At 71.5% G+C, this 21918-nt stretch carries 21 protein-coding genes and 2 pseudogenes; 13 read left to right on the top strand and 10 right to left on the bottom strand.

The window, feature by feature from the left end; genetic code table 11:
* Window positions 1-95: 95 nt before the first annotated feature.
* Window positions 96-1142, top strand: a complete 1047-nt coding sequence (locus ACWC5O_RS05620; protein ID WP_450582522.1) for a LacI family DNA-binding transcriptional regulator — start codon at window positions 96-98, stop codon at window positions 1140-1142.
* Between the two features lie 174 nt (window positions 1143-1316).
* Window positions 1317-2750, top strand: a complete 1434-nt coding sequence (locus ACWC5O_RS05615; RefSeq protein ID WP_450582521.1) for an aldehyde dehydrogenase family protein — start codon at window positions 1317-1319, stop codon at window positions 2748-2750.
* A gap of 46 nt (window positions 2751-2796) precedes the next feature.
* On the opposite strand, the gene trxA is transcribed toward ACWC5O_RS05615, so the two are convergent.
* On the bottom strand, window positions 2797-3171 hold the full coding sequence (gene trxA / locus ACWC5O_RS05610) for a thioredoxin (protein ID WP_450582519.1): 375 nt from the start codon (window positions 3169-3171) through the stop codon (window positions 2797-2799).
* 175 nt (window positions 3172-3346) lie between these two features.
* Here trxA and ACWC5O_RS05605 point away from each other — a divergent pair, with 175 nt between their 5' ends.
* Window positions 3347-4777 carry a dihydrolipoyl dehydrogenase family protein gene (locus ACWC5O_RS05605; protein WP_450582517.1) on the top strand — a complete coding sequence of 477 codons (1431 nt, stop codon included), beginning with the start codon at window positions 3347-3349 and terminating at the stop codon, window positions 4775-4777.
* A gap of 9 nt (window positions 4778-4786) precedes the next feature.
* Here ACWC5O_RS05605 and ACWC5O_RS05600 read toward each other — a convergent pair whose 3' ends face one another.
* Complete coding sequence (locus ACWC5O_RS05600; RefSeq protein WP_450582516.1) at window positions 4787-5431, bottom strand: peptide deformylase; 645 nt, start codon at window positions 5429-5431, stop codon at window positions 4787-4789.
* A 134-nt stretch (window positions 5432-5565) separates the two neighbouring features.
* Between ACWC5O_RS05600 and ACWC5O_RS05595 the strand changes: the two genes are divergently transcribed.
* The 3 genes and pseudogenes from ACWC5O_RS05595 to ACWC5O_RS05585 form a co-directional block, all read left to right on the top strand.
* Window positions 5566-6978, top strand: a complete 1413-nt coding sequence (locus ACWC5O_RS05595) for a PepSY-associated TM helix domain-containing protein (protein ID WP_450582514.1) — start codon at window positions 5566-5568, stop codon at window positions 6976-6978.
* 205 nt (window positions 6979-7183) lie between these two features.
* Entirely contained in the window at window positions 7184-7615 is a 432-nt protein-coding gene (locus ACWC5O_RS05590; RefSeq protein WP_450582512.1) for a BlaI/MecI/CopY family transcriptional regulator, read from the top strand.
* Between the two features lie 6 nt (window positions 7616-7621).
* Window positions 7622-8283, top strand: a pseudogene (locus ACWC5O_RS05585) (M56 family metallopeptidase); the annotation flags it as partial.
* 223 nt (window positions 8284-8506) lie between these two features.
* Here ACWC5O_RS05585 and ACWC5O_RS05580 read toward each other — a convergent pair.
* From ACWC5O_RS05580 to ACWC5O_RS05545, 8 genes and pseudogenes are all read right to left on the bottom strand, one after another.
* The gene (locus ACWC5O_RS05580; RefSeq protein ID WP_450582766.1) at window positions 8507-8863 is read right to left on the bottom strand and encodes a tetratricopeptide repeat protein; all 357 of its coding nucleotides are present in this window, start codon (window positions 8861-8863) and stop codon (window positions 8507-8509) included.
* A gap of 62 nt (window positions 8864-8925) precedes the next feature.
* Window positions 8926-9399: a MarR family winged helix-turn-helix transcriptional regulator gene (locus ACWC5O_RS05575; RefSeq protein ID WP_450582511.1), complete on the bottom strand. Its 474-nt coding sequence runs from the start codon at window positions 9397-9399 to the stop codon at window positions 8926-8928.
* Between the two features lie 270 nt (window positions 9400-9669).
* On the bottom strand, window positions 9670-10527 hold the full coding sequence (locus ACWC5O_RS05570; RefSeq protein ID WP_450582509.1) for a Cgl0159 family (beta/alpha)8-fold protein: 858 nt from the start codon (window positions 10525-10527) through the stop codon (window positions 9670-9672).
* 30 nt (window positions 10528-10557) lie between these two features.
* Window positions 10558-10851 (bottom strand): annotated as a pseudogene (locus ACWC5O_RS05565) (PfkB family carbohydrate kinase); the annotation flags it as partial.
* A 236-nt stretch (window positions 10852-11087) separates the two neighbouring features.
* Window positions 11088-12668 carry an alpha/beta hydrolase gene (locus ACWC5O_RS05560; RefSeq protein ID WP_450582507.1) on the bottom strand — a complete coding sequence of 527 codons (1581 nt, stop codon included), beginning with the start codon at window positions 12666-12668 and terminating at the stop codon, window positions 11088-11090.
* 198 nt (window positions 12669-12866) lie between these two features.
* On the bottom strand, window positions 12867-12995 hold the full coding sequence (locus tag ACWC5O_RS05555; RefSeq protein ID WP_450582505.1) for a hypothetical protein: 129 nt from the start codon (window positions 12993-12995) through the stop codon (window positions 12867-12869).
* Window positions 12996-13122: 127 nt separating this feature from the next.
* On the bottom strand, window positions 13123-13311 hold the full coding sequence (locus tag ACWC5O_RS05550; RefSeq protein ID WP_450582503.1) for a hypothetical protein: 189 nt from the start codon (window positions 13309-13311) through the stop codon (window positions 13123-13125).
* Between the two features lie 519 nt (window positions 13312-13830).
* Window positions 13831-14253, bottom strand: a complete 423-nt coding sequence (locus ACWC5O_RS05545; RefSeq protein WP_450582501.1) for a pyridoxamine 5'-phosphate oxidase family protein — start codon at window positions 14251-14253, stop codon at window positions 13831-13833.
* 290 nt (window positions 14254-14543) lie between these two features.
* Here ACWC5O_RS05545 and ACWC5O_RS05540 point away from each other — a divergent pair, with 290 nt between their 5' ends.
* The 7 genes from ACWC5O_RS05540 to ACWC5O_RS05510 all read left to right on the top strand — a co-directional run bounded on the left by ACWC5O_RS05540 (window position 14544) and on the right by ACWC5O_RS05510 (window position 21780).
* A complete protein-coding gene (locus ACWC5O_RS05540; protein ID WP_450582499.1) occupies window positions 14544-15803 on the top strand; it encodes a nitrate/nitrite transporter in 1260 nt (419 codons plus the stop codon).
* An 18-nt stretch (window positions 15804-15821) separates the two neighbouring features.
* The gene (locus ACWC5O_RS05535; protein ID WP_450582497.1) at window positions 15822-16295 is read left to right on the top strand and encodes a hemerythrin domain-containing protein; all 474 of its coding nucleotides are present in this window, start codon (window positions 15822-15824) and stop codon (window positions 16293-16295) included.
* Window positions 16296-16639: 344 nt separating this feature from the next.
* A complete protein-coding gene (locus ACWC5O_RS05530) occupies window positions 16640-17620 on the top strand; it encodes a LysR family transcriptional regulator (RefSeq protein WP_450582495.1) in 981 nt (326 codons plus the stop codon).
* Between the two features lie 148 nt (window positions 17621-17768).
* On the top strand, window positions 17769-19370 hold the full coding sequence (locus ACWC5O_RS05525; protein ID WP_450582493.1) for a M4 family metallopeptidase: 1602 nt from the start codon (window positions 17769-17771) through the stop codon (window positions 19368-19370).
* 362 nt (window positions 19371-19732) lie between these two features.
* Window positions 19733-19873, top strand: coding sequence for a hypothetical protein (locus ACWC5O_RS05520; RefSeq protein WP_450582491.1), 141 nt, complete (start codon window positions 19733-19735; stop codon window positions 19871-19873).
* Window positions 19874-20060: 187 nt separating this feature from the next.
* Window positions 20061-21359 (top strand): phosphatase PAP2 family protein, encoded by a 1299-nt coding sequence (locus ACWC5O_RS05515; RefSeq protein WP_450582489.1) that lies wholly within the window; start codon window positions 20061-20063, stop codon window positions 21357-21359.
* A gap of 136 nt (window positions 21360-21495) precedes the next feature.
* A complete protein-coding gene (locus ACWC5O_RS05510) occupies window positions 21496-21780 on the top strand; it encodes a hypothetical protein (RefSeq protein WP_450582488.1) in 285 nt (94 codons plus the stop codon).
* The last annotated feature ends 138 nt before the right edge of the window (window positions 21781-21918 follow it).

The following is a 21918-nucleotide window of genomic DNA, read 5'->3' as shown; positions in this document are numbered from 1 at the left end:
GTGCGCGAGGTCGGCCCGCGTCTGTTCGGCGGCACTTTCGTTCAGTGGCGAACCACCCTCCCCCGCTCGCTCCCGCCCACCGCTCCTCTGCCAAGATGCGGTCTGTCATGGTGCAGATACCGAACACGTCCCCGTCCGCTGCGCCCGCACCGCACTCCGTCCCCACGAGTGCCGATGTGGCCCGGCTGGCCGGCGTCTCGCGCGCGACCGTCTCCTACGTCCTCAACAACACCAGCGCCGTACGGATCAGCGAGCCGACGCGTCTCCGCGTCCGCGAGGCCGCGCGGGAGCTGGGGTACGTGCCCCACGCGGCCGCCCGCAGTCTGCGTGCCGGACACAGCCGTATGGTCCTGATGCCCGCCCCGACGATCCCGGTGGGCCCCCTCTACAGCCGCTTCCTCGGTGATCTCCAGTCGGCCCTCGGCCGCCTCGACTACACGGTCGTGCAGTACGGCACCGTCGGCCTCCAGGGTGACGAAGCCGCCCGCGCCTGGGCCGAGTTGCGTCCTGTCGCGGTCCTGGTGCCGGGCGCGGGGCTCGGCCCGCAGGGTGTCGCGGTGCTCAAGCGTTCCGGCGCCCGCGCCGTGGTGACCCTCGGCCCCGAACGCGTCGACGGCGCACATGCTCTGCTCATGGACCACGACGTCGTCGGCCACTGCGCCGGCGCGCATCTGTACGCCCGCGGCCGGCGCCGTATCGGTGTGATCGTCCCCGAGGAGCCGGGTCTGGAGTCGTTCTCCCGGCCCCGGCTCGCCGGTGTGCACCAGGCTCTGCGCGGCACGGACGCGACCGTTACCGCGCTGCCGCTCGCGTACACGGAACAGGCCGCCGCCGAACTCGCCGCTCGCTGGCCCGAGTGGGGACTTGACGCGGTGTTCGCCTACAACGACGAGTACGCCATGCTGCTGATGTGCGCCCTGCAGGACCAGGGTGTGCGCATCCCCGCAGACATCGCTGTCGTCGGCGCCGACGACCTGATGCTCGGCCGGCTGCTGCGGCCCCGGCTCAGCACCGTCCACATCGAGCTGCCCTCCGGCCGCGAGCTCGCGGAACTGGTCGACCGCGCGGTGCGCGACCCCGGCGCTGAGCCCGAGGTGCGCAGGGTGCTGGGCGCGTCGCTCGTCCAGCGCGACTCCAGCTGAGCCGGCTTTCGGCAGTGGTCAGGGTTCCGGAGAGGCGTGACCGCAATGTAGTTTCGCGCTCAACAAAACAGGGCTGCGCTCGGCAAATCAGGCCGCGCTCCACTCGACAGGCGCGTCCCCGGACCCGGCCCGCGCGCCGAGTCGTACCGCCCGGCGACCGATCGGAGAGCCGACATGCCGCTGCTCGACCCGAAGACCTGGCAGACTCGCACCCCGGCGGGGCCCGAGTACACCGTCACCGAGCCCGCCACCGGCGACGCGCTCGCCGCCCTCGCCCTCGCCGCGCCCCAGGACGTCGCCCCGGCGGCCCGGGCCGCCCGCACCGCCCAGCGGGAGTGGGCCCGCACACCGCACTTCGTGCGAGCCCAAGTGCTGCGCAGAGCAGGCGACTTGTTCGCCGAGCACGCCGACGAACTGCGCACCTGGCTGGTCCGCGAGGCCGGGTCCGTCCCCGGCAAGGCGGACTTCGAACTGCATGTCGCCGCCCAGGAGTGCTACGAGGCCGCCCTCGCCTCCCGCCCCGCCGGACAGGTGCTGCCCAGCGAGGCGCCCCGGCTGTCGTACACCCGCCGGGCCCCTGCCGGGGTGGTCGGCGTGATCGCGCCGTTCAACGCCCCGCTGATCCTCTCCGTCCGCTCCGTCGCCCCCGCCCTCGCGCTCGGCAACGCGGTGGTCCTGAAACCCGATCCGCGCACCGCGGTCTGCGGCGGACTGGCGCTCGCCGCCGTCCTCGCCGAGGCGGGCCTCCCGGAGGACCTGCTGCACGTGCTGCCCGGCGGTGCCGAGGTCGGGCAGGCGCTGGTCGAGGACCCGCTCGTCCCCGTCATCTCCTTCACCGGGTCCACGGCGGCGGGCCGTGCCGTCGCTGAGCTGGCCGGCCGTCACCTCAAGCGCGCCCACCTCGAACTCGGTGGAAACTCGGCCCTGATCGTGCTGGCGGACGCCGACCTGGACGCGGTGATATCCACGGCGGCCTGGGGCTCCTTCTTCCACCAGGGCCAGATCTGCATGACGACCGGCCGCCACCTCGTCCACGCCTCCCTCTACGAGGAGTACGTCGAACGGCTCGCCGCCAAGGCCGACTCGCTCGCCGTCGGCGACCCGTACCGCGACCGGGTGCACCTGGGCCCTGTCATCGACGCGGGCCAACTCGCCAAGATCCACGGCCTGGTGGAGACGAGCGCCGCCCGCGGCGCGAGACTGGCCGCGGGCGGCACCCACGACCGGCTCTTCTACCGGCCGACCGTGCTGGCCGGCGTCGACGACCACACCCCCGCCTACGCCGAGGAGGTCTTCGGCCCGGTCGCCCCGGTCCGCTCCTTCGCCACCGTCGACGAGGCGGCCGCGCTCGCGTCGGACAGCGCCTATGGCCTCTCCCTCGGCATCGTCACCCGGGACCCCGCACGCGGCCTGGACCTCGCCGAACGCGTCCCGACCGGGATCGTCCACATCAACGACCAGACGGTGAACGACGAGGCGGTGGCCCCGTTCGGCGGCGTCGCCGCGTCCGGGATCGGCGCCCGCTTCGGCGGCGAGGCCAACCTGGAGGCCTTCACCGAGCTGCGCTGGACGACCGTACGCGGCGACGTGGCGCCGTACCCCTTCTAGGGCTGCCAAGAGCCGACAAGGGCTGTCCAGGGCTGCCGCCCGGGCGTCACTCGCCCTGTGCCTGCTGGGCGGCGATGCTCTTGCGGACCTCGTCCATGTCCAGCTTCCGGGCCTGTCCGATGACGTCCGCGAGGGCGGCCTCGGGCAGGGCGCCCGGCTGGGCGAAGATCGCGACCTGGTCCCGGACGATCATCAGCGTCGGGATCGACTGGATGCCGAAGGCCTGGGCCAGCTCCGGCTGGGCCTCGGTGTCCACCTTGCCGAACACCAGGTCGGGGTTGTCCTCGGCGGCCTTCTCGTACACGGGCGCGAACTGACGGCACGGCCCGCACCAGGAGGCCCAGAAGTCGATGAGGACGAACTCGTTCTCGGTGACGGTCTGGTCGAAGTTCTCCTTGGTCAGCTCCACAGTGCTGCTCATGGCGTGATCCCTCTTCCTGGTGTGGGGGCTTGTGCCGTCGGCGGAAACACGGCGATGCGGTCGCCTATTCCATGCCTGTTCCATGCGTGTTCCACGCCTGTTCCGTGCGTGCACGGCCGTGTCCCGCGCGTGTATCCGTGTGGCCCCCGCGCCGACCACCCACCAGACTGACTCCATGACGGAAACGGAATCCATCGCGTACGACGTCGTGGTGCTCGGGGCCGGGCCCGTGGGGGAGAACGTCGCCGACCGCACCCGTGCGGCCGGCCTCACCACCGCGGTAGTGGAGAGCGAGTTGGTCGGCGGCGAGTGCTCGTACTGGGCCTGCATGCCCAGCAAGGCGCTGCTCAGGCCGGTCATCGCCCAGGCGGACGCCCGCCGCCTGCCCGGCCTGGGCGAGGCGGTCCAGGGCCCCCTCGGCACGCCCGCCGTCCTCGCCCGCCGGGACGAGTACACCTCGCACTGGCAGGACGACGGCCAGATCCGCTGGCTGGACGGCATCGGCGCCGACCTGTACCGCGGCCAGGGCCGCCTCGCCGGCCCCCGCACGGTCACCGTGACCGGCCCCGACGGCAGCGTCACCACCCTCACCGCACGGCACGCCGTGGCCGTCAGCACCGGCACCCGCGCCCAGCTGCCCGACCTGCCGGGGCTGGCCGAGGTCAAGCCCTGGACCAGCCGCGAGGCCACCAGCGCCAAGGCCGCCCCCGGCCGGCTGATCGTGGTCGGCGGCGGTGTCGTCGCGACCGAGATGGCCACCGCCTGGCAGGCCCTCGGCTCGCAGGTCACCATGCTGGTCCGCGGCAAGGGCCTGCTGGGCCGCATGGAGCCGTTCGCCGGGGAACTGGTCGCCGAGGCCCTCACCGAGGCGGGCGTCGACGTCCGCACCGGCACCACGGTCGAGTCCGTCGCCCGCGAGAACGGCACCGTCGTTGCCGTCACCCACACCGGCGACCGCCTGGAGGCCGACGAGATCCTCTTCGCCACCGGCCGCGTCCCGCACACCGACGACATCGGCCTCGACACCGTCGGCCTGGAGCCGGGCTCCTGGCTGGCCGTCGACGACAGTCTCCTCGTCGACGGCACCGACTGGCTGTACGCGGTCGGTGACGTCAACCACCGCGCCCTCCTCACCCATCAGGGCAAGTACCAGGCCCGTATCGCCGGCGCCGCCATCGCCGCCCGGGCCGCGGGCAACCCCCTGCTGGACGAGCCCTGGGGCGCGCACGCCGCGACCGCCGACCACTACGCCGTGCCCCAGGTCGTCTTCACCGACCCGGAGGCCGCCGCCGTCGGCCTCTCCCTCGCCGAGGCGGAACAGGCCGGCCACCGCGTCCGCGCCGTCGACGTCGAGTTCTCCTCCGTCGCCGGGGCCGGCCTGTACGCCGACGGCTACAAGGGCCGCGCCCGCATGGTGGTCGACCTGGAGAAGGAGATCCTGCGCGGTGTCACCTTCGTCGGCCCCGGCGTCGGCGAACTGATCCACTCCGCGACCGTCGCGGTGGCGGGCCGGGTCCCGGTCGGCCGTCTGTGGCACGCGGTCGCGTCGTATCCGACGCTCAGCGAGGTGTGGCTGCGGCTGCTGGAGGCCTACCGGGACAACTGACCGGTCCGCTCAGGGCAGTTCAAAGCCCAGCGCCTCGGCCGCCGCGTGCGGGGTCGGCTGCCCCCAGCGGGCGGCCACCGCCTCGTTCGTGGACAGGGAACGCGGTTCGGCCCGGTCGAGATAGAGCATGCCGTCGAGGTGGTCCGTCTCGTGCTGGACGATGCGCGCGGGCCAGCCCGTGAACACCTCGTCCAGCGCGCGGCCGTGCTCGTCCTGGCCGCGCAGCCGCACCTCGGCGTGCCGGGCCACCACGGCCTGCCAGCCCGGCACGCTCAGGCAGCCTTCGAAGAACGCGGCACGGGCGGTACCGACAGGCTCGTACGACGGGTTGACCAGCACCCGGAAAGGCTGCGGCACCCGGCCCCGGGCCAGCGCGACCTCCTCCGGCACCGGCGCGGGATCCTCGATCACCGCGATCCGCAGCGGCACGCCGACCTGCGGCGCTGCCAGACCCACGCCCGGGGCCGCGTGCATGGTGACGCGCAGGGCCTCCACGAAGCGGTCCAGCAGAGCGGGACCGAGCTGACCGTCGTACGGTTCGGTGCCCTGGCGCAGTACCGGGAGGCCTGCCGCGACGATGGGCAAGGGGCCGCCGGCCGCGAGGAGTTCCTCGACCCGCTCGGCGAGAAGGGCGCGATCACTGGGAGGTGCCATCGCGTCAGGATGCCATGCCCGCCTGCCGCACCCCGTGGCACAGGTCACCAACACTCCGGGGAACTCGGGCCCTTCGCGATCCGACTACTGGACCGCCCCGCTTCCGACCCGAGTTCCCCCGGAGAAGCCAGCCGATGTCCACCGCTCCCTCGCCCGCCACCGACGAGACACCCGGACCGCCCGCCCCGGCCCCCTCCCCGAGCCGCTGGACCCCGCTGCGCCCCCTCGTACTGCGCCTGCACTTCTACGCCGGCCTGCTCGTCGCCCCCTTCCTGCTGGTCGCCGCCGTCACCGGCCTGCTGTACGCGGGCTCGTTCCAGGCCGAGAAACTCGTGTACGACCATGAACTGACCGTTCCGGCCGGGGACCGCGAACTGCCCCTCTCCGCCCAGGTCGCCGCCGCCCGCAAGGCCCACCCCGAGGGCACCGTCTCGGCGGTACGGCCCGCACCCGAACCCGGTGCGACCACCCGGGTACTGCTCTCCGGCGTCGAAGGCGTCGACCCCGACCACACCCTCGCCGTGTTCGTGGACCCCTCCACCGGGAAGGTGCGCGGGGCGCTCGAACAGTACGGCGCGACCGGGGCGCTGCCCCTGCGCGCCTGGATCGACGAACTCCACCGCGACCTGCACCTCGGCGACACCGGCCGGCTCTACAGCGAGCTGGCGGCCAGCTGGCTGTGGGTGATCGCGGGCGGCGGCCTGGTCCTCTGGTTCTCCCGGCGCCGCGCCCTGCGCAAGGTGCGCGGGACCGGCGGGCGGCGCCGCACCCTCGGCCTGCACGGCACGGTCGGCGTCTGGACCGCCGCCGGGTTCCTGTTCCTGTCGGCGACCGGCCTGACCTGGTCGACGTACGCCGGCGCCCACATCGACGAACTGCGCACCTCGTTCGGCCAGGCCACCCCGTCCCTCTCCGCGGCCGCGGCCGGCGGCGAGCACGCGGGCCACGGCACGGCGGCCGGTAACCGCGGGGACGCCGGGCACGGGGTCGGCCTCGACAAGGTGCTCGCGGCGGCCCGGGCCAAGGGGCTCGGCGACCCCGTGGAGATCGTGCCGCCCGCCGACGCGAACAGCGCCTACGTCGTCAAGCAGGTCCAGCGCAGCTGGCCGGAGAAGCAGGACTCCGTCGCCGTCGACCCGGCGACCGGCAAGGTGACCGACGAACTGCGGTTCGCCGACTACCCGGTGCTCGCCAAGCTCACCCGCTGGGGCATCGACCTGCACACCGGCGTCCTCTTCGGCCTCGTCAACCAGATCGCCCTCGCTCTGCTCGCGCTCGCCCTGATCCTGCTGATCGTGTGGGGCTACCGCATGTGGTGGCAGCGCGGCCGCGGCTCCGCCTTCGGCAGGCCGATCCCGCGCGGGGCCTGGGCACAGGTGCCGCCGTACCTCCTCGTGCCGGCCCTGGCGGTGATCGCCGTACTCGGCTACTCCGTGCCGCTGCTCGGCATCCCGCTGGCCGGATTCATCGCCGTCGACATCGTCCTCGGCGAGATCGCGCACCGCCGCGGTCGCCGCACGTACGGGAGCACGGCCGGCGTGAAGTAGCGTGGCCCGACACGCCGATGCCGGCGCAGCGAGTGAGCCGAAGGGGCGCGTCGGTGTCGAGAGGCCATGGGGGTCTCTCCCGCGCGAGCGTGTTCGAGCTTGGGGGAGCGCCAAGGCCCGCAGGGCTGAGCACGATCGGGCTCTCGACAGCGTCTCCGGCGCACCGGAGGCGAACCGAGCGACAAAAATAGGGGGAGAGCGGGACATGGCGCGGGACGGCGGCCGGGCCCGGCGGCGCGGGCAGGGCGAACTGGAGGGCCAGGTCCTCGGCGCGCTGCGCGAGGCGGACGGGCCGGTCAACGCCGCCTGGGTGCAGGAGCGCCTCGGCGGCGACCTCGCCTACACCACCGTCGTCACCATCCTCACCCGGCTGCTCGCCAAGGACGTCGTCGCCCGCGAGCGGCAGGGCCGCTCCTTCCTGTGGACGCCCACCGCCGACGTGGCCCGGCTCGCCGCCCTGCGCATGCGCCGTCTGCTGGACGGCGAACGGGACCGCGAGGCCGTCCTGGCGAGCTTCGTCACCGGCCTGCCGCCCGGCGACGAACAGGTGCTGCGGGCGCTGCTGGAGGCCGCCGAGCCGGGCTCGGTGAACAACGGGCACACTCCGCACACCGGCGACGGCGGTACGGAAGCCTGACCGCCCATGGGGGTCTTCGTCTTCCTGCCGCCGGTGCCGCCGCTGTCCGCCTGGCCGGCCGCCCGGCTCGCCGAGGTGCACCTGCACCCGCGCACCGCCACCCGGCTGCACACGGCGGTCGCCGCCCGATGGCCGTGTGCAGCACGCTCTGCCTGGCCCTGCTGATGGTCCCACACGCTGTGGCGCCGCCACCGGGTCACCCGCCGGGCCCACCGCGCACTGGCCGCCCTGGCCGTACCGACGGTGGCCGTCCTGCCCGACAGCGCGCCGTAGGCCTACGCCCCGCCTGGCGGCCGGGGACGGATCCTCGTCACCACCGCGCTGCTGGACGGGCTCGCCCGGCCGAACGGCGCGCCCTGTTCGCCCACGAACGCGCCTACCTCGCCGCCCGCCACCATCGCCATCTGCTCGCCGCCCACGTGGCCGCCCTCGCCAACCCCTTCCCGCGCCCGCTGCGCACCGCCGTCGTCCACACGGCCGAGCGCTGGGCGGACGAGGAGGCGGCCCGCGCGGTCGGCGACCGGCGTACGGTCGCCCGCGCGATCGGCAAGTCGGCGCTCCTGTCCCACGGCACCCTGGCCCCCACCCTCGCCGCACCCGTCACGACCGGCCCCGTCCCGCGCCGGGTGGCCGCCCCGCTGGCTCCCGCCCCCGTGACCCGCTTCTGGCTCGGCCGTCACCCTAGGAGCGGTGCCGCCGGACTCGCGGATCACCAGCTACTTCATGCACCCTTCCTGGGCAACGGCACCCCGGCGATGTTCGAGAGCCGGGCTTCACCCGCAGTCGCCGCCTCGGCGAGAGCTACTTGCTGGTCACGCGGACGGTCCGTCGGCCGACCTGAGACGCGCGAAGGGCCCGGCCCCCAAGGAAACCGGGCCCCGTACGGGCCGCTCACTCCACCGGGGAGTCCGGGAAGTCACCCGCGAGCGCGGAGGCGATCCGCAGGTGCTGGTCCGCCTCGTCGTGCCGCGCCTGCCGCTGGAGCGTGCGGCCCAGCATCAGCCGGGCGTAGTGCTCCACCGGGTCGCGCTCCACGATGAGCCGCAACTCGGTCTCCGCGCGGCGCAGTTGGGCCGAGTGGTAGTAGGCGCGGGCCAGCAGCAGCCGGGGGCCGGTCTGCTCCGGCACCTCCTCGACCAGGCCGGCCAGCACCCGTGCGGCGCCCGCGTAGTCCTGGGCGGCGAAGAACTGCTGCGCGCGCTCCCAGCGCTCGGCGGGGGTGCCGTGGTCGTAGTACGTGGTCTCCACTTGCGTCTCCACTCGTGACCTCCTTCGACGGCCACAACGGAGCGCGGTAGTTCAATATTCCACTACTCGGCGCCGGTGGCGGCCGGGTCCAGAGGTGCGTCGAGCAGTGTGGCCAGGTCGCGGGTCAGCTCCCGGGTCCGGGCGCTGTCCAGCCCGCCGAGCGGCTCCAGCAGCTGGGTCAGCAGACCGTGGACGACGTCGATCGCCCGCCGGGTGGTCTCCAGCCCCTCCTCTGTGAGCGCGAGCTGCACCGCGCGGGGGTCGCGCGGGTCCTTGGCGCGCTCCAGTAGCCCGGCGGACTCCAGGCTGCGGGCGAGCTTGGAGACGTACAGCGGTTCCAGGCCGGTGTGGTCGGCGAGGCGCCGCTGGCTGGGCCGGTCACCGGAGCGCTGCATGCCGTACAGCGACGCCACCAGCGAGTACTGGGCGTGGGTGAGGCCCAGCGGGGCCACCGCCCGGTCGACGGCGACCCGCCACTTCATCGACAGCCGCCACACCAGGAAACCCGGGGTGGCCCCTTCGGATGTCTTGCTCATGACGGATACCGTACATGGCTACTATGGCGACCCTGCGATGTGGCTGCTCACTTCCAGGCGGCCAGGTGTTCGTCGGTGACGGTGCGCGAGCCCGTCAGCGGCAGCACCAGGAACTCGGAGGCGCCGGTGGCAGCGGGTGCGCCTCACCCGGCCTCAGGGTGAGGATCCTGCGGCCGGAGTATCCCCAGCCCGCCCACTCTGGCGTGACCAGGATGTCGTAGGGGTCGTCGGTCGAAGTGCCCTTCGGCGGATGGTGCTTGTTCGCGGAGATCACAGCAGGCTCACCGCTCGGTCCACCGCACCGGCGACATCGCTGTCCGAGGGATAGAGCAGCGAGCGGCCCACGACCAGGCCCTGTGCCGTGGGGGGCTTGAGCGCGCGCCCCCAGGAGGCGAAGTCCGCGTCAGGGTCGGTGACCTCGCCGCCCAGCAGCGGCGCGGGCAGCGTGGACGAGGCGAGGACGCGCTCCATGTCGTCGACGACCGGCAGCTTCAACCAGGTATAGGCGGTACGGCGGCCCAGCCCCGACGCGATGGTGATCGACTTGATGACGGCCTCGGGGGAGAGGTCGTTGCGGATCTTCCCGTCCTGCCATGCCGAGACGAACGGCTCGACCATGGCCATCAGTTGACGGACATTCAGCTCGTTCACGGCGCGGGCGGTGTCCACCGGAGCAGACGGAGTCGCCGGGTCGTCCAAGGCGACACGCGTGAGCATCTTGCCGCCGTCGAAGCCCATCGCGGCGATGGTCTCGGCGTCGTAGCCGGTGAACCGGTCGTCGATCTCGAACACCGACCCCGCAAGGCCGCCGCGGTTCATCGAGCCGAACACGCTCTTGCCGTCGAGGACGCCGAGCAGCAGCAGGTCTTCGAGGATGTCGGCGGTGGCCAACACCCCTGTCACGCCCGGCCGCTCCAGGGCGGTGCACACCCGCTCCAGCAACTCGAAGCGGTCCGCCATGGCGCTCGGGTCACCATCCACGCCGTTGGCGCCCCGCGCCGGATGGTCCGCAGCGGTGATCAACGCCTTGCCGTGCTCGCCCAGCATCGAGGTCGCCTTCACGCGGCGCACTGCCGCTGCCGCGATGGCGCCGGGATCGTCGACCCGGGCGGACGCGATTCGGCCCACATTCGGCCCACGTTGTCGGACAGCAACTCGTCACACCTCTCGGAGAAAGTCGTGGGGTGTGGTGGCGTTGACCTTCTCCACCTCGGTCTCGGTCGGCATCGCGTCGGAGCAGGACAGCCGGCTTGTGACGGTGGCGCCGGCGGCATTCGCGAAGGAGACCGTGCGTCGGGTGTCCCAGCCGGACAGCAACCCGTGACACAGCGCACCGCCGAAGGCGTCGCCGGCGCCGAGGCCGTTGACGACGTCCACCGGGACCGGCGGGATCTCGGAGGCCGTCCCGTCGCGGTCCAGGTTGCCGACGGTCACCGTCGTATGCCGCGCAGCAGCCACCGCCATCAAAAGTCATGTCAATAGGATGTCGCTACGTGAATCATCCGCAGGTCGCTCGGCCTGAACTCTGTACGGGCACGGTCGGCCGATCGCACGCCGCACACGCCACCGGCTGCGCGCCCGGCCCCGCTTCTCGCGGATCCTGGCGTGCAGCCGGTCGTCACCGTGCGCCACTTGGTACCGGTGTCCACCAGGCACCGAACGGTGGCATCACGCCTCGGCGAGGCGCGTCAGAAGCGGGGTGCCTGCGGTGTGTTCTGCGGCATCGGGACGACGCGCTGGTTCACACCGGGGCTCCGGCGGCCGGACGGCTTGCAGGTGACGTCCTGCGCCGGCAGTCTGCCGCTGCTGAGGTAGGCGTTGATGGTGCGGTCGGCGCAGGAGCCCGGATCCGTGGAGTAGACGCCGTGGCCCTCGCCGCCCTTGACGTACACCATGCGCGAGCCCTTCAGAGCGCGGTGCATGCCGAGGCCGCTGACCAGGGGCGTCTGGGGGTCCCACTGGTTCTGGACGGTGAGCACGCCGACGTTGTTGTCCACCGCGGTGACGGGCTCGGCCGGCTTGTCCCAGAACGCGCAGGGCGTGATGTTGGAGCCGAAGTCGCCGTAGAGCGGGTACTTGGCCTTGTCCCGGACCGCGTCACGCCGGTACTGCTCGGGGTCGCGCGGCCAGGCCGCGGTGTCGCCGCAGACCACGGTCCAGAAGGCGGCGGTGCCGTTGTCGGCCGGCGGCTGCGCGGCGGCAGCCCCGGACCGGTGCGGGCCCTGCTGATCGTCCGCTGCGGGGGAACGACGGGAGACCGCATGGCCGCCTGCGGCCTTCTTGAGGTCGACGACCTCCTCGGCCGCGTACTTGGGGCTGAAGAACACGGGACGCAGGGAGGCGCGGATGTCGTCCCCGGTGAGCTTCTCACCACCGTTGTCGATGGGGGTGCGGTCGGCCCGGGCGACCAGGTCCCAGAAGGTCTTCTTCACCTTGGCCGGTGTGTCGCCGAGTTGGTAGGTCCGGTGGCGCTGCGCGGTCCACTTCGTCCAGCGCGTGAACGCCGGCTCCGTACCCTCCGCCCAGACCTGGATCATGCCGCGCCAGACCCGTGCGGGGTCGACCGCGCTGTCCAGCACGAAGCGATCGGTCCGCTCGGGGAACATCTGCGCGTAGACGGCGCCCAGGTACGTACCGTAGGAGTAGCCCAGGTAAGAGATCTTCTTCTCGCCCAGCACGCCACGGATGACGTCCATGTCGCGGGCGGTGTTGCGGGTGGTGATGTACGGAAGCCTGTCGCCGTTCTTGGCCCGGCACTTGTCGGCCACGGTCCGGGCCCACTTGACGTCATGGCTGAACGTCCGCGGGTGGTACGGGTGTTCGGTGTTCTGCTCCTTGTCCGTGAGGCCGCACGTGACAGGGCTGCTGCGACCCACACCGCGCGGGTCGAACCCGATCAGGTCGTACTGCTCGCGGAGCTTCTTGGGCATCGCCTCCTTCATCATGACCGGCATGTCCAGGCCCTCGCCGCCCGGACCGCCGGGGTTGAAGAGGATCGCGCCGTGCCGCCTGCCCGGGACACTGGTCTTCATACGGGAGATGGCCAGCTTGATCGTCCTGCCGCCGGGTCGGCTGTAGTCGAGCGGCACCTTGATCGTCGCGCACTGGTACGCGGCGGGCAGCGACGTGTCGCATCTGTGCCACGCGGGCCTCTGGTTCTCGAATCTCTTCAGCGGTTCCGCCGCGGATGCCTGAGCCGGGGCGAGGGCGGGGACCAGCGTTGCCGTGACCCCCACGGCGAGCAAGGGCGCGATGCGTCCTATCCGCACGATGGCCGTTCCTTTCCGTCAACTTCCTGGAAGGTACGACCATTTCGTGTCCACGGAGGTGAACGAATCCATCTGCAGGGCGGTCTTGCTACGACTCCCGGCGTACTCGGAACAAGACGTACGGAGGAGAACCCGAACGGGCTGATCACCGTCCGCGCAGCCAGGGACGGAGTGCTGGCGGGACACCGTGGAGTGCGGTCACCCGGGCCGGTGGACGTCCGGGTCCGGGACGCTGAAGTCGAGGTCCGCCTCCTCCGACTTCGCCGCGACAGCCGAGGAGTTGACGTTGCCGGTCTTCACGTCCTCGGTGCCGTGCGTCCGGCACATCCCCTTCACCCCCACGGGTTCGGCGCGGCGGGGGCGTCTCCGCTCAAGCGCCCCGGTCTGTGGCCGGCCGATCTGGGTCCCGATCGCCCGGCTCGGCGGACCGGTGCGGCTGCGGCCGACCGGAGGGTCAGATGTGCTGTCCCTGCGTCCGGCCGCGCAGCAGGGCGATGCCCGCGCCGAGCGAGACGACACCCATGCCGACGCTGGTCGTCACCCCTTGGGTGCCGTCGACGGCGAAGGGGGCGGCCGCGGCGACGGCGAGGTTGAACAGGAACAGAAACCACAGGACCGGACGGGAGGAGAGCAGCTTCTTCACGGGGGCTTTTCGGGGACGGGCGCGGACTCCCCGGCGGGGCGTCGCTGAACTTGCGTAAGTCAACGATCCCGCTTGCTGTGATTCGCCACGAGGGAGTGCACGACCGGACCTGTGGTGCAGCCGGCTGCACCTCGTCGGCGACCTTGGAGCGCGTGCGGCAGACGAGTCGGCCGGGCGTGTGGCGATGCTGCTCACGGCCGCGGACCGCGATCCCAGTGCCGCGGAGAAGATCCACTCCGGCCTCGTCGCCTTCTGCGACCGCCGCCGACGCCCGCGCCCTCCAGGTGCTTTTCGAAGACCACGTGGCCGAGGAGAACGGGCTCGCCCTCCCGCTGCTCGCCGTGGCACCCGGCGTACGTCTCGCCACGCTGCTCGAGCAGTTGCACGAGCGGGTCTGGTCGGCCACACACCCGACGCAACGCGTCCATGACGCCTACGGGGCCGACTTCCCAGAACCCACGGCCCCCGCCGACCGCTTCCCCGCTGCTGCGGGACGGGCGCCTGCCGGCCGCACCGCGGTCAGTCAGGGGCGCGCGTGCCGGCGATCTCGCGGCCCGTGACCATCTCCGACTCGACGCGCACGAAGACTCCCTCGTCCGTGACCACCCAGGAGCGCGGACCGGTCCGGGACAGCCGTTCATGTTCGGCAGGGTCGGTCACCACGGTTGCCCGGCCGGTGACGACCACGCTCCAGCCCGACCGGGTCGCGACGTCGAAGTCGTCGGCCTCGAAGGCCACCACGACGCCGTCGATGGCGCGGACGAGGTCCGAGCTCGCTGAGATGCGCAGGAGCACGGAGGAGTCGTCGTCCACGGAGAAGTTGACCGGGAGCACGGCGGGCAGTGCCTGCCGGGTGTAGACGACACGGCCGACCGGAACCTTCGCCAGCAGGCGCAGGCACTCCCGCCGATCGAGCGCGCGGAAGCCGTCTTGGTGGATCATCCGTCCATGGTCTCTCGCAGGAGCGGGGCACGTTAGGGCCGTACGGCCCCTGTCCCGTCGTCCGCTGTCACAGCCGGGGCATGCCGGCAGCCTCGTACGAGGGCCCGGGGTCCGGTCGGCGGGGGAACCGGGGACTGCTGGACCGGGGGATGAGGCCGTACGGCCCACCCCGCGGAGTGTCTCCCACGCGAATAGTGGCGGTGGGCCTCGGGCCGCACCGCGCGGCCGGAGGCCCTGCGCTCCCGGCTCCGGCCCGGGGCCGCACCACTGCGAACGAAGGGACGGGCGGCATGCTTCAGCCGTCGAGGAAGCAGAACGAGACACCGGCACCGGCACCGGCACCGACCGCGCCCGTGTCCGGCCAGGCCTGGCTGATGCTGGCGCTGGCCACGGTGGGCTTCGCCGTCAACTTCTGGGCCTGGGCGCTGCTCAGCCCGCTCGGCCCGCGGTTCAAGGACAACCTGGGGCTGTCGTCGTTCCAGCAGTCGCTGCTGGTGGCGGTGCCCGTGGTGGTCGGCTCGCTGGGCCGTGTCCCGGTGGGCGCGCTGACCGACCGCTTCGGTGGGCGCGTCATGTTCCCGCTGGTCTCGGCGGCCACCACCGTGCCGGTGCTCTACCTCGGTCTGGCCGGGCACTCCTCGCTCGCGGCGCTGCTGATGGGCGGGTTCTTCCTCGGCATCGGCGGCACCGCCTTCGCGGTCGGAGTGCCCTTCGTCAATGCCTGGTTCCCGCCGGAGCGGCGCGGCCTCGCCATCGGTATCTTCGGGGCCGGTATGGGCGGCACCGCGATCAGCGCCCTGACCACCGTCAAGCTGGTGAAGGCGCACGGCATGGCCGACCCGTTCCTGCTCACCGCCGCGGTACTCGCGATCTACGCCGTGGTGGCCGCCCTCGTCCTGCGGGACGCGCCCGGCCGAGACGTACCCGCCGAACCGCTGACCCGCCGACTGGCCGCCACCCTGAAGCTCGGCATCACCTGGCAGGCGTCAGCCCTCTACGCGGTGGCCTTCGGCGGCTACGTCGCCTTCTCCGTCTACCTGCCGACCTACCTGAAGACCGGATACGGCCTGACCCAGGCGGACGCCGCGAACCGGATGGCCGGCTTCGTGCTGTTGGCCGTCGCGATGCGGCCGGTCGGCGGCTGGCTCTCGGACAGGATCGGTCCGGTGCGGGTACTGGCCGTGGCACTGACCGTGGTCTTCGCCGGAGCTTTCGTCCAGGCGTTCACGCCGGATCTGGCGCCGGTGGGCACGATCGCGTTCCTGGCGATGGCCGCCGCGCTCGGCGCGGGCAGCGGCGCAGTCTTCGCCCTGGTCGTGCTGCTCGCCCCGGCGGACAAGGTCGGCTCCGTGACCGGCGTCGTCGGCGCCGCGGGCGGCCTCGGGGGTTTCCTGCCGCCGCTGGTGATGGGCTCGCTGTACGGCGCCTACGGCTCCTACGCCCTCGGCCTGGTGCTGCTCGCGGCGGTGGCCGCCACGGCTCTGGTCTTCACCGGCACCGGCGTGCGCCACGCGCTCACCCGGCGCGTCCCCACGGTCCAGGCTCACTGATCAGGAGGAGAGCACTCGATGTGCGAGTACTGCGGCTGCCAGGCACTGGAGTCCATCGACCAGCTGACCATGGAGCACGAGACGGTGGTGAACCTCATCAGCCAGGTGCGCGACGCCCACCGTGACGGCAAGATCGCGTACATGGCGGAGCTGGCCCGGGAGATCGCCGCCGTGCTGGCCCCCCACACCCAGGTGGAGGAGCACGGTCTGTTCCCGGCGATGGCCGCCGACTTCCCCGACAAGATCGCCGCGCTGGAGGACGAGCACCGCCGCATCGAGGCAGTGCTGGCCGAGGCGGACGGACCGTTCCTGACGGATCCGGACTGGCCAGGACGGCTGATCGAGGCACTCGATCTGCTGCGCGACCACATCCTCAAGGAGCAGGACGGCGTCTTCCCCGCCGCACTGGCGCTCCTGAACACCGAACAGTGGGAGGCCATCGAGGCGGTACGCGCCCGAGTCGGCCCCTGCATGCCACAGCGCTCCACCTGACCTGACGTACCCGGGTCCAGCCCACCGTCCGCCCGGCGCAACCTCTGCCGCCGGGCGGACCGCTGCGATCCGGGGCTCTCGTTCGTCGGAGCATCGGCAGGAGACAAAAGCCTGCGTTGGACAGCACCTCGCCGAGCACGGCCAGCAGCTTGGTGAGTCATGCCGATATATGCGGACCGGCACCGTGATACCGGTGAAACGCCGGGGAGTTCGCACGCAGGTTTTACCGTCCCATGGTTGCCGCCCCCACCGGTCCGTCAGACTCTTGGTCACCATGCCGTCGGGCAACTGGTTCTGCAGGTCACGGGGGTGCAGGCGTCCCCCGCGCTGAGCGGGGAATGTTCATGCACCTCGAGTTCCGGCACCTCCGTATCCTGCTCACTGTCGCCGAGGCCGGCAGCATCCGCAGGGCCGCCGCGCGGCTGCAGCTCTCGCAGCCGGCCACGAGCGCTCAACTGAAGCGCATCGAACAGGAGCTGGGCGGCCCGCTCTTCATCCGCAGCGCCGACGGGGTGAAGCCGAACGAGCACGGGCAGTACGTCCTTCGCTGCGCCCGTGACCTCGTCGTCGGCTTCGACCGGCTGCGCGAGTACGCGCGATCGGCAGCCGAGGCGGACAGAAAGGCGGCCGCGCCGCTGAGGGCGGGCGGAACCGCCGGCCCTCTGGTGTCCCTGCTGGTCTCGGCCCTCTTCGAACTCGTCCCGGAACGCCGGCTCACCATAGACGCCCGCCGTTCCGTGCACACCCTGGTGAAATCGCTGAGCCAGTCGAAATGCGACATCGCGGTGTTCGGCGAGTTTCCGGGCTTCCCCCTTCCGGCCGGCGAGTCGGTGGCGACGCGCACACTGCTCCGCGAGCCCGTCTTCGTCCTGCTCGCCGAGGACCACCCGCTGGCACGCCAGGAGATGGTGAGTCTCCATGAGCTGGCGGACGAGGAGTGGGTCATGCCGGAGGCTGACGAGAGCGGCGTGCACGCGTACCTTCATCTCACCTGTCGGTCGGCGGGATTCACGCCGCGGATCGCCCATGTGACGCCGGATCTGTCGGTGGCGCAGATCCTGGTCGCCGGCCGCCGTGCCGTCTGCGGCATATGGCCGACCGCCGATGTCCCCGCCCAGGGCACCGTGCAACGGCCGCTCGTGGACGTCCCGTTCCACCGGCGGCTGCTGCTGGCCTGGAACACGCAGTCGGTTCCGCCCGAGCTCGCCGACGCGGCCGGCGCGCGTGTTCTGGCCGCCTATCTGTCGCTGGTGCGGCAGCGGCCGCAGTACCTGGCCTGGTGGCAGGACGGGGGCGAGGAGTTCGCCCTCGGCGAGGGTACGTGACCGGCCGGGCCACGGTTCCCCCTGCCCTATAGCTCTGGGGTTATATCCCAGATGGAGTCACGTCAGGAACATGTCACCTGGTGAACACTTCGCGTCAACGTCCCCCAGGACGTCGTCACCCCACGACGAGCGAAGGAATCACCCAGTCATGCCCCGTCCCCTTCTTGCTCTTTCCGCGATGGTCGCAGCCGGCGTCATCACCACGGGCGCGATGGCCGTACCCGCGCACTCGCAGACCAACGCGGTGAAGGGCGGAATTTCCGTCCGCGACACGGCGATATCCCAGGCCAAGGCGAACGTGACCCGGCACGCCGACACCTTCGGTTTCGGCGCGGGCCAAAGACTCCACGTCAAGGACGTCGTGATCGACGCCGACGGCACCCAGCACGTCCGCTTCGAACGGACCTACCACGGCCTCCCCGTCGTCGGCGGCGACTTCGTCGTCCACCAGAAGGCCGACGGCTCGCTCAAGGGATCCACCCGCGCCAAGGCCCACAAGGTGGCGCTGAAGTCCGTCACCCCTGCCGTCGACGCCAGGGGCACCGCGGCCGGCGCCCTGAAGCGCTCGCACGGACTGGTGCGTAACGCCAGGACCACCCCCGAGCTGATCGTGTGGGCCGCCGACGGCACCCCCCGCCTGGCCTGGCGCACCACCGTGCAGGGCCTGGGCGACAAGGGTCAGCCGCACGGCGAGGTCTTCGTCACCGACGCCAACACCGGCGCGGCGATCGAGAACTACGACGTGGAGCACGAGGCGACCGGCACCGGCCACTCCGAGTACACCGGCGACGTCAGCATCGACACCACCCAGCAGGCCGACGGCACCTTCGCCCTGATCGACCCGCTGCGCGGCCACGTCACCAAGGACGCGCACAACATCTCGTCCTCGTCCCTGAAGAGCACGTCCGGCACCCTGTTCACCGACGCCGACAACATCTGGGGCGACGGCAGGAAGTTCTCCACGGACCGTGCCACCGCCGCCGTCGACGCGCACGCCAACACCGCGGAGACGTTCGACTACTACAAGACGACCTTCGGCCGCAACGGCATCAAGAACGACGGGCGCGGCGCCACCGTCTTCGTCCACGTCGGCACCAACTGGGACAACGCCCAGTGGTCCGACGCCTGCTTCTGCATGATGACCGGCGACGGCAACGGCAGCACCGACCCCGAGCAGGTCGACCTCGACACCATGGGCCACGAGATGACCCACGGCGTCACCTCCGCCACCGCCAACCTGCGCTACAGCGGTGAGTCCGGCGGCCTGAACGAGGCCACCAGCGACATCCTCGGCACCATGGTCGAGTGGTACGCCAACAACCCGGTCGACACCCCCGACTACCTCTTCAGCGACCAGTCCACCCCGCCGTGGCTGCGCCGCTTCGACAAGCCGTCCCTGGACGGCCGCTCCGCCGACTGCTGGTCGAAGTCGGTCGGCCGGCTCGACGTGCACTACTCCTCGGGCGTCGGCAACCACTGGTTCTACCTCGCGAGCGAGGGCAGCGGCGCCAAGGCCATCAACGGCGTCTCCTACAACAGCCCCACCTGCAACGGCTCCACCGTCACCGGCATCGGCAACAAGAAGGCCTCCGCCATCTGGTACCGGGCGCTGACCGTCTACATGACCTCCACCACGGACTACAAGGGCGCCCGCATCGCGACGCTGAACGCGGCGAAGGACCTCTACGGCGCCACCAGCCCCGAGTACGCCACCGTGGCCGCCGCCTGGAGCGCGGTCAACGTCTCCTGACGCACCGACACACCACCTGATCCGCGCGAGCCGGCCCGGACGACGACGGGTACTCGGTGCATGCTGCCCGAGCATGCACGGTCGTCCGGGCCGAGCCCGCTTTCGACCCCCGCCGGGCCGTCCGGATGAGGAGTGCGGCGCCCGGGCATGTACCGACGCCGCGTACGCGCTCAGTGCCGCGTTCTCCGTACGCTTCCGCCGCAGGCCCCGGCGCTTCGTGAACGCACCGGTCACACCCCGCCCGCGCCGCACGTCCTGGAAGCGGATGCACCGGTTCGGTGAAAGCGCTGCCATCAACGCCGTCGGCGACCGCCCAAGGCCTGATCGGCAGCCCTGCCCCGGAGCCGTACCGCTCCGACTCGATGACCGACGAGGACGCCGCCCTGCTCGGAATGCCCGCCCGCCACGGCTCCTTCCGGGACAGGCTCATTCCCGCACCGCATCGAGTGACCTTCGTCCCGCCCGTCACCAGCGCAGCCACCGGCACCGCTCCGATGGCATGATCGGCTCTCGACGAGCGCGCCCTCATCGCCCGTGCTTCACCGGAAAAACCATGCTGTCCGGCATGAAAAGTGACCTATATGACTGACATCTAACAAATCGGCCGAACAATTGATACCTAAAGTCTCGCGGGTGCTCTCGCGAATAAACGGCAGAACTGTGTCCGCCGCGTGGCGTCAACCACGGGCGATGCTGTGGGCCATGGCGGGTGTGGTGGCCCTCGGACTCCTCATCACGCTGGAGGTCGCCGCGCGTCGCTGCGGCGGCGTACCGGGACCGATGACCAACCAGGCGAAAGAGGTGATATTCGCCCCCAAGCCGGGGCCGCTGTACGCCGGTATGGCGTTGATGATGGTGGTGCTCACCTGGCGGCAACGGTTCATCGCGGCTGGTGCCGCGATCGGCATCGACGTCGTCTTCGTGCTGGTGCGGTGGGCGGTCGACGCCAAGACGCCCGCCGACCACTTCTTCGGCAACGGCGCGTTGTGGGTGATGCTGGGCTGTGCGGTCATCGCTGTCACACGCCGTACCGGCCGGGAACGTGTCCTGCTACTGAAGGGTGTCGGGCTGGGCCTGCTGCTGGTGGCCGGCCGCAAGACCGGCGACACCTGGCTGCTCATCACGTCGAAGACCCGCCCTTTGGTGCTCGACCCGTACGTGGCGACCGCCGATCACGCGCTGGGCAACCCGTCGTGGCTGGTAGGCCGGATGGTCAGGGCCACCAGCCCGATCGGCACCCATCTTCTCCACGGGGTCTATGCGCAGCTTGCGGTGGCCGCGGTCGTCGTCGCGCTGTACCAGCTGCGCAACGTGGCGGCCGAGCGCCGTTTCCCGCGCCATCATCTGGTGCGCACGTTTCTGGCGATCGGCCTCCTCGGGCCGGCCGTCTACATGCTCTTCCCGGTGGTCGGACCGGTCTTCGCCTACGGTCCGGGCGCCTCCGGCACCGGCGGCGTGCACTGGGCGGTGGCCAACCTGTGGCCGGACACGCCACCGCCGATCAACCCCCCGCACCCGGTGCCGTACGACTCGATCACCCCTCGCAACTGCATGCCCAGCCTGCACACGGCGTGGGCCACCGCGATCTTCATCCATTCCCGCAAGGGTCCGCGGGCTCTGCGATTCGCAGGAACGTTCTGGCTGATTGCCACACTCGGCGCGACGCTGGGCTTCGGCTACCACTACGGCGTGGATCTCATTGCCGGCGTGGTGTTCGCGCTCACGATCGAGACAGCTCTGCGCGCGCTCGACCGTGGCTGGGACCGGGCGGGAATCCGGCTGGTCGCCTACGGCACCACGGTCTTCGCTACGCTCCTGGTGGCATATCGCTACCTGCCGATGGAAATGGCCAGGTATCCCTACCTGTTTGGACCGCTTCTCATTCTGGCGATGACCTCAGTGGTCTACGGCTACGTACGAACCACCAGACTGTGGGAACCGAAGGCCGCACCAGCGCTGCAACCGGAACCACAACCCGAACTGGTTTGAAGTGGGAGGCCTTGTGTTCCTCTTCCAGGCCGGGAGATCGGCTCTGGTGATGATGCTCGCCATGCACCGGGGAAGTCTGCCGGCAAGGTGATCGGCGCCCTGACCGTGATGGGGTTGCTGTCCGCGCTCCCGGCGCGTGAATCCCAAGGTCGTGCGGACCGGCCCCGCTGCCCTCGTCCTGCGGCGCGGGGTTGAGCGGACCGTCGGCCACGCCCGCGAGGCGGCCGGCCTCGCCGACCAGGTCCACTCCGAGGTCCAGGTCGGCGGCGGCTGCTGTCCCCTCACGGGCAGCGTCGCCCGTGGTCCCCGCATCGCCCTGCGCCTGCACCCGGAGTACCGCACCGTGACCGCGGGCGACACCGCTCCCGTCGAGGCCGCGCTGTGCCGACTGGCCGCGATGCGCGCCGCTGATGACGCATAACGACCGCTTCGGCTTCACCACCCGCTCCAGCCAGCTCCACGAGTCCTGATGCTGAGTATCGGCGGCCCGCCGTCAGCGGCTTCGGCCTGCTGCTGTAGCGCCGAGTGCGGGTACCCGCCGTACGCCGTGCGACCAGCC

The organism is Streptomyces sp. NPDC001450 (assembly GCF_053597295.1).
Note: the sequence above shows the minus strand (reverse complement) of the source record. Positions and strands in the feature narration are given on the sequence as shown.

Excerpts from the sequence above, each read along its gene's own strand:
- ACWC5O_RS05620 (WP_450582522.1), top strand. The coding sequence starts at position 96 with ATGCGGTCTGTCATGGTGCAGATACCGAACACGTCCCCGTCCGCTGCG.
- ACWC5O_RS05615 (WP_450582521.1), top strand. The coding sequence starts at position 1,317 with ATGCCGCTGCTCGACCCGAAGACCTGGCAGACTCGCACCCCGGCGGGG.
- trxA (WP_450582519.1), bottom strand. The coding sequence starts at position 3,171 with ATGAGCAGCACTGTGGAGCTGACCAAGGAGAACTTCGACCAGACCGTC.
- ACWC5O_RS05605 (WP_450582517.1), top strand. The coding sequence starts at position 3,347 with ATGACGGAAACGGAATCCATCGCGTACGACGTCGTGGTGCTCGGGGCC.
- ACWC5O_RS05600 (WP_450582516.1), bottom strand. The coding sequence starts at position 5,431 with ATGGCACCTCCCAGTGATCGCGCCCTTCTCGCCGAGCGGGTCGAGGAA.
- ACWC5O_RS05595 (WP_450582514.1), top strand. The coding sequence starts at position 5,566 with ATGTCCACCGCTCCCTCGCCCGCCACCGACGAGACACCCGGACCGCCC.
- ACWC5O_RS05590 (WP_450582512.1), top strand. The coding sequence starts at position 7,184 with ATGGCGCGGGACGGCGGCCGGGCCCGGCGGCGCGGGCAGGGCGAACTG.
- ACWC5O_RS05575 (WP_450582511.1), bottom strand. The coding sequence starts at position 9,399 with ATGAGCAAGACATCCGAAGGGGCCACCCCGGGTTTCCTGGTGTGGCGG.
- ACWC5O_RS05555 (WP_450582505.1), bottom strand. The coding sequence starts at position 12,995 with ATGTGCCGGACGCACGGCACCGAGGACGTGAAGACCGGCAACGTCAAC.
- ACWC5O_RS05545 (WP_450582501.1), bottom strand. The coding sequence starts at position 14,253 with ATGATCCACCAAGACGGCTTCCGCGCGCTCGATCGGCGGGAGTGCCTG.
- ACWC5O_RS05540 (WP_450582499.1), top strand. The coding sequence starts at position 14,544 with ATGCTTCAGCCGTCGAGGAAGCAGAACGAGACACCGGCACCGGCACCG.
- ACWC5O_RS05535 (WP_450582497.1), top strand. The coding sequence starts at position 15,822 with ATGTGCGAGTACTGCGGCTGCCAGGCACTGGAGTCCATCGACCAGCTG.
- ACWC5O_RS05530 (WP_450582495.1), top strand. The coding sequence starts at position 16,640 with ATGCACCTCGAGTTCCGGCACCTCCGTATCCTGCTCACTGTCGCCGAG.
- ACWC5O_RS05525 (WP_450582493.1), top strand. The coding sequence starts at position 17,769 with ATGCCCCGTCCCCTTCTTGCTCTTTCCGCGATGGTCGCAGCCGGCGTC.
- ACWC5O_RS05520 (WP_450582491.1), top strand. The coding sequence starts at position 19,733 with ATGACCGACGAGGACGCCGCCCTGCTCGGAATGCCCGCCCGCCACGGC.
- ACWC5O_RS05515 (WP_450582489.1), top strand. The coding sequence starts at position 20,061 with ATGCTGTGGGCCATGGCGGGTGTGGTGGCCCTCGGACTCCTCATCACG.